Origin of the sequence: Cellulomonas hominis, from assembly GCF_014201095.1 — a bacterium.
Classification (GTDB): domain Bacteria; phylum Actinomycetota; class Actinomycetes; order Actinomycetales; family Cellulomonadaceae; genus Cellulomonas; species Cellulomonas hominis.
This window is the reverse complement of sequence record NZ_JACHDN010000001.1, coordinates 3,979,632-3,988,788: the sequence shown is the minus strand read 5'-3', so window position 1 is coordinate 3,988,788 and position 9,157 is coordinate 3,979,632. Positions and strand designations below refer to the sequence as shown.

General features: G+C 75.3%; 11 protein-coding genes. All 11 read right to left on the bottom strand.

The annotated features are described in order from the left end of the window. Positions 1-216 precede the first annotated feature (216 nt). The gene (gene nusB, locus HNR08_RS18805) at positions 217-633 is read right to left on the bottom strand and encodes a transcription antitermination factor NusB (protein WP_146832016.1); all 417 of its coding nucleotides are present in this window, start codon (positions 631-633) and stop codon (positions 217-219) included. Position 634: 1 nt separating this feature from the next. Further along, positions 635-1,198: an elongation factor P gene (gene efp / locus HNR08_RS18800; RefSeq protein WP_146832013.1), complete on the bottom strand. Its 564-nt coding sequence runs from the start codon at positions 1,196-1,198 to the stop codon at positions 635-637. A 115-nt stretch (positions 1,199-1,313) separates the two neighbouring features. Next, a complete protein-coding gene (locus tag HNR08_RS18795) occupies positions 1,314-2,273 on the bottom strand; it encodes a GGDEF domain-containing protein (RefSeq protein ID WP_146832010.1) in 960 nt (319 codons plus the stop codon). 102 nt (positions 2,274-2,375) lie between these two features. Beyond that, complete coding sequence (locus HNR08_RS18790) at positions 2,376-2,894, bottom strand: hypothetical protein (RefSeq protein WP_246802855.1); 519 nt, start codon at positions 2,892-2,894, stop codon at positions 2,376-2,378. After that, entirely contained in the window at positions 2,891-3,565 is a 675-nt protein-coding gene (locus HNR08_RS18785; protein ID WP_146832007.1) for a hypothetical protein, read from the bottom strand. The genes HNR08_RS18790 and HNR08_RS18785 overlap by 4 nt, the downstream gene beginning before the upstream one ends. 85 nt (positions 3,566-3,650) lie before the next feature. Further along, positions 3,651-4,778, bottom strand: a complete 1,128-nt coding sequence (gene aroB, locus HNR08_RS18780) for a 3-dehydroquinate synthase (RefSeq protein ID WP_146832004.1) — start codon at positions 4,776-4,778, stop codon at positions 3,651-3,653. Next, positions 4,778-5,317, bottom strand: a complete 540-nt coding sequence (locus HNR08_RS18775; RefSeq protein WP_146832001.1) for a shikimate kinase — start codon at positions 5,315-5,317, stop codon at positions 4,778-4,780. Before HNR08_RS18775 ends, aroB begins: the two co-directional genes overlap by 1 nt. Next, a complete protein-coding gene (gene aroC / locus HNR08_RS18770; protein WP_146831998.1) occupies positions 5,314-6,504 on the bottom strand; it encodes a chorismate synthase in 1,191 nt (396 codons plus the stop codon). Before aroC ends, HNR08_RS18775 begins: the two co-directional genes overlap by 4 nt. 72 nt (positions 6,505-6,576) lie before the next feature. Then, positions 6,577-7,389: a hypothetical protein gene (locus tag HNR08_RS18765; protein ID WP_146831995.1), complete on the bottom strand. Its 813-nt coding sequence runs from the start codon at positions 7,387-7,389 to the stop codon at positions 6,577-6,579. Position 7,390: 1 nt separating this feature from the next. Next, positions 7,391-8,092, bottom strand: coding sequence for a fimbrial assembly protein (locus HNR08_RS18760; RefSeq protein ID WP_146831992.1), 702 nt, complete (start codon positions 8,090-8,092; stop codon positions 7,391-7,393). Continuing rightward, positions 8,089-9,156 carry a type IV pilus assembly protein PilM gene (pilM, locus tag HNR08_RS18755; RefSeq protein WP_146831990.1) on the bottom strand — a complete coding sequence of 356 codons (1,068 nt, stop codon included), beginning with the start codon at positions 9,154-9,156 and terminating at the stop codon, positions 8,089-8,091. The genes HNR08_RS18760 and pilM overlap by 4 nt, the downstream gene beginning before the upstream one ends. Position 9,157: the final 1 nt, after the last annotated feature.

Genomic DNA, 9,157 nt, shown 5'->3' with positions numbered 1-9,157 from the left:
ACGGTGTTAAAGGAATTGCCTGTCCCGGGCACCCTACCGTCCGGTCCCGGCGGGGGCCGGGCGCGTCCACGCTGCGGGCGACGTGACCCTCGCCACGTGCCGGCACCGCCGCGGGCACCCGCGGCCCGCGAGCCGGTCGTGCCACGGGGCCGGGACGCGGAACGGCCCCCGTCCGGGTGGGACGGGGGCCGTTCGGCGCGGGCGGGCCTGGGAAGCTCAGGCCAGCAGGGTCGGCTTCAGGTCGACCAGGCGGCCGAGCAGGCCGTTGACGAAACCCGGGGACTCGTCCGTCGACAGGCTGCGCGCCAGCTCGACGGCCTCGTCCACCGCGACGGCGTCCGGGACGTCGTCGTTGAACAGGATCTCCCACGTGCCGATCCGCAGGAGCTCGCGGTCCACCGCGGGCATCCGCTCGATGGTCCAGCCGTGCGAGTGGGTGGCGATGACCTCGTCGATCCGCGCGCGCTGCGCCTGCACGCCCTCGACGAGCTCGACCGAGTACTGCGGCAGGGCCGCCTCGGTGCCGGGCTCGGCGATCCGCTTCGCGAGCAGCGTCAGCGGGTCGAGCCGCCGCTGCTCGGCCTCGAAGAGGACGTCGAGGGCCCGCTTGCGGGCCTTGGTGCGTGCTCCCACCTCAGTCGTTCACGCGGCCCAGGTAGCTGCCGTCGCGGGTGTCGACCTTGACCTTGGTGTCCGACTCCAGGAACAGCGGGACCTGGATCTGGTAGCCGGTCTCCAGCGTCGCGGGCTTCGTGCCGGCCGAGGAGCGGTCGCCCTGCAGGCCCGGCTCCGTGTAGGTGACCATGAGGGTCACCGACGGCGGCAGCTCGACGTACAGCGGCACGCCCTCGTTGGTGGCGACCATGGCGTTCGTGCTCTCGAGCATGAAGTTCGCGGCGTCGCCGACGGTGGCGGCCGGGACGGTGATCTGGTCGTACGTGTCCGTGTCCATGAACACGAAGTCGTCGCCGTCCTTGTACAGGTACTGCATGTCGCGCTTGTCGACGTTCGCGGTCTCGACCTTCAGGCCCGCGTTGAACGTGCGGTCGACGACCTTGCCCGAGAGGACGTTCTTGAGCTTGGTCCGGACGAACGCACCGCCCTTGCCGGGCTTCACGTGCTGGAACTCGATGACCGTCCAGAGCTGGCCGTCGATCTTCAGCACGGTGCCGTTCTTGAGGTCGTTGGTCGTCGCCACGTGTCGCTGCTTCCTGTCCGGGGTGCGTCGGTCGGGCCGCCACGCGCGCCCGCGGGTCGCGGACGGGGCTGGGCCGCCGACCATCGTAGCGTGCCGCCGGTCCCCCGGCGCCGCGTCAGACGTCGCCCGCGAGCGTCCGGCGCCCGTCCTTCGCGGCGAACAGGTCCGCGTCGGCGCGGTCGAGCAGGCTGCGCACCGTGTCGTCGGGGCGGAGCGTCGCGACCCCCGCGCTGGACGAGAGCGCGCTCCCGGGCGCCGCCGACGCCGCCCACCGCCGGGCCTCGGCGTCATCCGCGCCGGGGAGCACCGCGATGAACTCGTCGCCGCCGACCCGCCCGAGGAAGGCCCCCGCAGGGAGCGCGGCGCGCCACGCCGCGGTGAGGTCCGCCAGCAGGTCGTCCGCGCCGAGGTGGCCGTGCCGGGCGTTCACGACCTTGAAGTCGTCGACGTCGAACGCCACGGCGCTGAGCGGCACCCCGCCGCGCAGGGCCCGCGGCACGACGTCGGCCGCCCGCTCGTAGAAGGCGCCGCGGTTGAGCGCCCCGGTGAGGTGGTCGGTGCGGGCCTGGCGGCGCAGCCGGTCGGACTGCTCCGCCATGAGCCAGCACGACAGCAGCGCCATGGTGCTCGCCGCCACCACGACGACGGGGTGCACCGCCGCGGGCGCGAACGTCGCGGACAGCGCGATCGCGGCGACCACCACCCCGGCGACGACCGCCGCCCGTCGCCGCTCCAGCGCGTACGCCGCGAACTGCCCCGCCACGACGAACCCCAGCGCGAACAGCACGACTCCCTGCGCGGTGCGGCACGTCGTGACGAGCACCGCCGAGACGACGATGCCCCCGATCACCACGGCCTGGGTGCTGCGCTGGTGCACCGGCAGCGCGAGGAGCACCCCGCACAGCACCACGTCGACCCCCGACACCACGAGCCACCAGTGCGCCGGCGAGAGCGGGTCGGCGGGCCACACCCCGCCCAGCGCCGTGACGACCGCCATGACGAACAACCCGATCGCCAGGTGGTCGCGCGCGGAGACGTCGCGGTCCTCCCCGGGTCGCTCCTGGTCACGGCGCATGGCCCTCCATCGGGAGGCGCCGGCCGTGACTGGACCGCTGAATCGGGTGAAACCGGGCGTACGGGGCGCTCTGACTCCCGTGCCGCGGGCGCGCGCCGCGGTTCAGCGCGTCAGCAGCCAGCGCCCGAGCACGCCCACCCCGGCCGACCACACCAGGGACGCCAGCGTGCCGATGACGAACCGCTCGGACACCGCGGGGTCGTCGCCCGCGCGCAGCTCGGGGTACCGGCCGAGGCCCTTGACCGCCACGACCACGGCAACGCCGCCCGGTTCGTCCGCCAGCAGCGTGCCGGTGATGGCCAACCGCTCGAGCACGCCGATCCAGGTCCCGCCGCGCAGCTTGGCGCGAGCCCGGTCGCTGTCGGGCCCGTCGCCGAACGCGCGGGCGTCGGCGTGCCCGTCGCCGCCGCGGTTCACGCGGCCCTTGCGGTACTCGCGCGGCCGGTCGTTGGCAGGCCCGGCGTGGGGCGCCGGCCCGGCCGCGTCGGCAGGCCCGGACGCGCGCGGCCGGCGCCCGCCCCGGTCGGCCAGGCGCAGGACGCCGGCGGCCGCGACCCAGCCGAGGCCGGCGCTCACCGCCAGCGCGGCCACGACCAGCACGGTTCCCCACAGCGGCGTCACGCGTCCCCCTCCGGCTCGTCGACGGACCCATCGTGGCCGGGGCCCGCGGCGAGCCGGAGCAGGCGCGCCGCCGCGGGGCGCGCCGCCACCTCCTCGGCCCACAGCGCGGTGCGGAGCCGCTCGCTGACCGCCTGCTGGCTGATGCCGAGCGCGGCGGCGACGTCCTCCTGCCGGGGTGCTCCCCCGCCGGCGGGCGTCGCCATGCGGTCGACCACCGACCAGCCCGCGGGCGTGCGGCGGGCGACGACCGCGCCGAGGAGCGCGAGCACGCCCTCGGCCTCCGCGGCGACCTCCGCGCGGTCGCCCCGGACCGCCAGCGGGACGCCGCGCGCGCGGGACTTGGCGGCCTCGACGGCCTCACGCGCGTGGACGAACGCCGGCCCCGATGCCTCGCGCGACGACGACGGCAGCGGTGCGTCGACGCGGCCGGCGCCGATGCCGACGCTCCAGCCGCCGAGGCGGACGAGGTGCAGGGCGACCTCGACGGTCAGCCCCGGGTCGGCCAGGACGGCCTGCACCTCGTCCCCGACCGTGCGCTCGAACGGCAGCACGACGGCGCCGGGTGCCGCCACCGCCAGCGGTGAGTCGGCCGCGGCGAGCGCGGCGAGCAGGTCGGGGACGCGGTCGCCCACCCGGCGGCTGCTCTGCTGGTCGACCGTCAGGGTCCACATGCGGACAAGGCTAGGACCCTGTCGCGACCCTCACAAGGCGTGAGCCTTGTTCGACGCAGTACAAGGCTGTGACCTTGTCGACCGTTCAGCCCAGAGAGAGCCCGCGCGGCGCCGCGACGCCCTCGGAGATCTCCGCGTACGCGGCCACGAGCAGCGCCGGGTCCGGCCCCTCGAGTCGCACCGGCCGCGCGACGTCCTCCAGCACGACGAACCGCAGCAGGTCCCCGCGGGTCTTCTTGTCGCGCCGCATCGCCGCGAGCAGCTGGTCCCACCGGTCGCCCCGGTACGACGTCGGCAGCCCCAGGGCGGTGAGCACGGACCGGTGCCGCGCCACGACCTCCTCGTCCAGGCGCCCCGCGAGCCGCGCGAGCTCCGCCGCGAACACCATGCCGACGGACACCGCGGCGCCGTGCCGCCAGGAGTACCGCTCCACGTGCTCGATCGCGTGCCCGAGCGTGTGGCCGTAGTTGAGGATCTCCCGCAGCCCGGCCTCGCGGAGGTCCTCCCCCACGACCCGCGCCTTCACCGCCACCGACCGCTCCACCAGCTCGGCCAGCACCTCGGAGCCCGCGGCCCGCACCGGGTCCGTGATCTCCTCGGTGTGCGCCTCGACCAGGTCGAGGATCCGCGGGTCGGCGATGAAGCCGCACTTGACGACCTCGCCCAGACCGGCGACGTAGTCGTGCTTCGGCATGCTCTCCAGCGCCGCCAGGTCGCAGAGCACGCCCGCCGGGGCGTGGAACGTGCCGACCAGGTTCTTGCCCTCGGCCGTGTTGATGCCGGTCTTCCCGCCGACGGCGGCGTCCACCATCGCGAGCAGCGTCGTCGGCACCTGGACCACCGTGACGCCGCGCAGCCACGTCGACGCGACGAACCCCGCGAGGTCCGTGGTCGCGCCGCCGCCGAGGCCGACCACCGCGTCGCTGCGCGTGAAGTCGGCCTGGCCGAGCACCTGCCAGCAGAACGCCGCGACCTGCGCCGTCTTGGCCGGCTCGGCGTCGGGGACCTCGGCCAGCAGCACCTCGTAGCCCTGCGCGCCCAGGTCCGCCCGCACCGCGTCCGCCGTCGTCGCCAGCGCCGCCGGGTGGATCACGAGCACCTTGCGGACGCCGTCGCCCAGCAGCCGCGGCAGCTCGCCGAGCAGGTGCCGGCCGATCACCACCTCGTACGGGTGCTCGCCGCGCACCTCGACCGTCCGTGCCGCGTCAGCCATCAGTCCCCGCTCCCGTCCGCCGGCGCCAGCGCCGCCTCGACCCGCTCCGCCACCTGCTCCGCGGTCGCATCATCGGTCGGCACCACGACCGTCGCGACGCGCTCGTACACCGGCCGGCGCTCGTCCATGAGCGCCTGCCACCGCGACCGCGGGTTGCCCAGCGCGATCGACCGGGCCTGGTTGAAGCCCACCCGCGGCGCCGCGTGCCGCAGCGTCACGTCGAGGAACACCACCGCCCCGCCGGCCGCCCGGAACCGGGCCAGGGCCTCCTCGGTCAGCGGGTGCAGCACGGCGCCGCCGCCGAGGGCGAGCACCCCTCCCGGCTGCTCGAGCGCCGCGCGGGCCGCCTCGTGCTCCAGCTCCCGGAACCGCGCCTCGCCGTCGTCGACGAAGACCTCCGCGACCGGCTTGCCGGCCAGCCGCTCGACGTCCGCGTCGGTGTCCCGGACGGGCACGCCCCAGCGCGCCGCCAGCGCCGCAGCGGCCTCCGGGACCAGCGCCCCGGGCGGGCCGACCAGGACGACCCGGGGCCCCGTCATCGCAGCAGGTCGGGGATCGCCGCGACGTACGCCTCGAGGTTGCGGCGCACCTCGCCGACCGAGTCGCCCCCGGTCTTCTCCAGCAGCGCGTCCGCGACGACCAGCGCGACCATCGCCTCCGCGACGACCGCCGCCGGCGGCACCGCGCACACGTCGGAGCGCTGGTGCTGCGCCTTCGCCGCGTCGCCGCTCGCCGTGTCGACGGTGTCCAGCGCGCGGGGCACGGTCGAGATCGGCTTCATCGCCGCGCGCACGCGCAGGATCTCGCCGTTCGTCATGCCGCCCTCGAGCCCGCCCGCGCGGTTGCTGCGCCGGCGGATCACGCCGTCGGCATCCCGCTCCATCTCGTCGTGCGCCTGCGAGCCGCGGCGGGTCGCGGTGCGGAAGCCGTCGCCGACCTCGACGCCCTTGATCGCCTGGATGCCCATGAGCGCGCCCGCGAGCCGCGCGTCCAGCCGCCGGTCCGCGTGCACGTACGAGCCCAGGCCCGACGGCAGCCCGTAGACCAGCACCTCCACGACGCCGCCCAGGGTGTCGCCGTCCTTGTGGCACTCGTCGATCTCCGCGACCATCGCCGCCGACGTCGCCGCGTCGAAGCAGCGCACCGGGTCGGCGTCGAGCGCGGCGACGTCGTCCGGCGTCGGCAGCGCGGCGTCGTCCGGGACCGCGACCGGGCCGATGCCCACGACGTGCGACACGAGCCGGACGCCGGCGGCCTGCCCGAGGAACCGGGCCGCGACCGTCCCGAGCGCCACGCGGGCCGCGGTCTCGCGCGCCGACGCGCGCTCCAGCACCGGGCGGGCGTCGTCGAACGCGTACTTGCGCATGCCGACCAGGTCGGCGTGTCCCGGGCGCGGCCGGGTCAGCGGGGCGTTCCGGGCGCGGTTCAGCTTCTCCGGGTCGTCCACCGGGTCCGACGACATGACGTCGACCCACTTCGGCCACTCGGAGTTGCCGATCTCGATCGCCACCGGGCCGCCCTGCGACTCGCCGAGACGCACGCCGCCGAGGATCCGGACCTCGTCCTGCTCGAACTTCATGCGCGCGCCGCGGCCGTAGCCGAGGCGACGCCGCGCCAGCGCGTCGCGGATGTGGGCCGACTCGACCTGCACACCCGCGGGGAGGCCCTCGAGCACGCCCACCAGGGCGGGGCCGTGCGACTCACCGGACGTCAACCAACGGAGCATGGTCGGGATCTTCCCACGTCGGGCGGGGACGGCCGCGCCCCGGTCCACGTCGTGGGCCGGGGCGCGGGGAGCTCAGGGAAGCAGCGGGTTGCGCCCCGTGCCGGAGGGCAGCGACCCCTCGTCGAGGATGCCCGCCGCCGTCAGCGGGTCGGCGTCCGGCAGGACATAGGTGTAGCCGGTGACGACCAGCTCGACGTCGCCGGGGGCCGTCGCCGGCCGGGTGGCGGTGGCCTCGGACTCCTCGAGCGCGGTCGCCGTCACCGACGTCACCAGCAGCAGGCGCTGCGTGGCGTGCTGCAGGTCGTCCAGGAACTGGGCGGCCGACGGGTAGGAGCCGACGACCGTCACCGACATCGGCACGGCGACCAGACCGCCCAGGTCCAGAGTCGGCGTCGGCGCGGCGGTCGCGGTGTCCGACGGGTCCTCGACCGTGGCGTCCGGGCTCGCCGTCTCGGTAGGCGTCGGCTCCGGCGTCCCGGCATCGCCCGCCGCCGGCTGAGTGGCGGCCGTGTCGCCCGCGGCCGGAGTCGCAAGCGTCACGATCTCCGGCACCCCCGGGGCCAGCGCCGTGATCGTCACGCCGTCCGCGGCGGCCCGCTCGTCGATCTGCCGCAGATAGGACGAGAGATCGGCGGTGGCCGGGATCTGCGACCGCGCGGTCGCGAGCTGCGCCTTGTACTCGTCGAGCTTCGCGAAGTCCGCCTCGAGCTTCGCGACCTGGAGCTGCAGCAGGTCGTTCTGGTCGCGCTGCGACGCGGCCTGGTCGCGCACCTCGGTCGCCTCGTCGAGCGTCGGGGAGATGACGCCGAACCAGCCGCCGGCCGCCATCGCGGCGGCGACGACGACGGTGCCCGCGATCCACGGGCCCTTCTTCGTTCCCGCCATGTCAGCCCTCCTCGCCGTCGGCCGGCAGGTACCGCGCGGACAGCGCGGAGATGCTCACGTTCACCCGCGACTCCACCGAGTACCGGGCGCCGCCGTCGTCGTCCTCCGCCGTGGCCGCCGAGCTGACCCACGCGTCCGCGAACCCGGGGATCGCGTTCAGCGCGTCGATCCACGCGGCCGTGTCGGGGACGGTCGGCACCGACGTCGTGAACACGAGCTGGCCGATGCTCACGCCCGCGAGCGGGTCGGCGACCACGGTCGCGCCCTGCATCGGGCTGGACATCGTCACGGTGAGTGTCTGGATCGTCGCGCCGTCGGGCAGCACCGAGGCGATCGCGTCCAGGTACGGGCGCCACTCGACGTCGGTCGACATGCCGACCGTCCGGGCCGCCTCGATGTCGTCCAGTGCGTTCAGCACGACGGGGACCTCGGCGTACTTCGCCGCCTCGGCCTGCAGTCGGGCGGTGTCGTCCTGCGCCTGGACCAGCTCGGCGTCGGCGTCGCTGCGCGCCACCAACGCGAGTGCGTACCCGGCAGCCAGCAGCACGAGGACGAGCACCAGCAGCAGGGCCAGGAGCCGCTTCGTCTGCGACAGGCCGCGCGCGGCCCGCACCTCGGGCGGCAGCAGGTTGACCTGCGGCAGGTGGACGGCGGCCGGCGCCTGGCGCTTGTCGCGCTTGCGCTCGGGGGCGAGGGTGCTCATGCGGCGACTCCGTGGGCCAGGCCGACCGAGAGGGCGGCGGTCTGCTCGGCGCCGGCGAGGTGCTCCGGGCGCACGGCCTTGCCCTTGCGCAGGCCGCCGAAGGGATCGCCGAGCGCGACGGGCAGACGGGAGGCGCTGGACAGGAACTGCCCGGCTCCCGGCAGGTGGGACGCGCCCCCGGTGAGGACGACGACCTCGACGCCCTCGCCCGGGTGCTTGCCGTTGTAGAAGACGAACGTGTTCCGGACCGCCTCCAGCAGCGGGTGGGCGACGGATCGCACCGCCTCGGCCGCCTGCACCAGGCGAGGGTCGTCGATCTCCGGGTGGCCGAAGCCGACCCGGCGCTTCACGTCCTCCGCCTCTGCCGGCGGGATGGACAGCGCCTCTGCGACGGCCGCGGTGATCGCCTGCCCGCCGGTCGGCAGCATGCGGACGAGCCGCGGCCGGCCCTGCGCTGCCACCACGACGGTCGTCACCGCGGCACCGATGTCGACGAAGGCTGCGGTCGTGCTGGCGAGGTCGCCACGGGCGAGCGCGCGCACGAGGGCGAACGCGTTGAGGTCGACCATCTGCGGCCGGAGCCCGGCACCCTCGACCGCGAGCACGTTCGCGTTCACGGTCGCCCGCTGCGCCGCGACGAGCATCCCGTGCACCATCCGGCCCTGCGGCCCGTCCGACTCGGTGGCGGGGTAGAAGTCGAGCAGCACGTCGTCGACGGAGACCGGCAGCATCTCGCCCACCTGGAACGGCAGGGACGCCTTGAGCTGCGGCAGCGGCAGCCACGGGAGGTCCAGCTCGCGTACGAGGACCCGCTGGTTGCCCACGCCCATCACCACGTCGCGCGACTCGAACTTCGTCGTCTGCCAGAGCTGGCGCAGCGCCGCCGACACGGTCACGGGCTCGGCGACCTCGCCGTCCCGCACGGCCCCGGGCGGCAGGAGGACCTGCCCGTACCGCACGAGCGTCGCGTCGCCGCGGGCAGGGCCGCCCGAGCCGAACTCGAGCTCGGCAGCCCGGACGGCTGTTGCGCCGATGTCCAGGCCGATCACGCGTGAGCTTCCCACA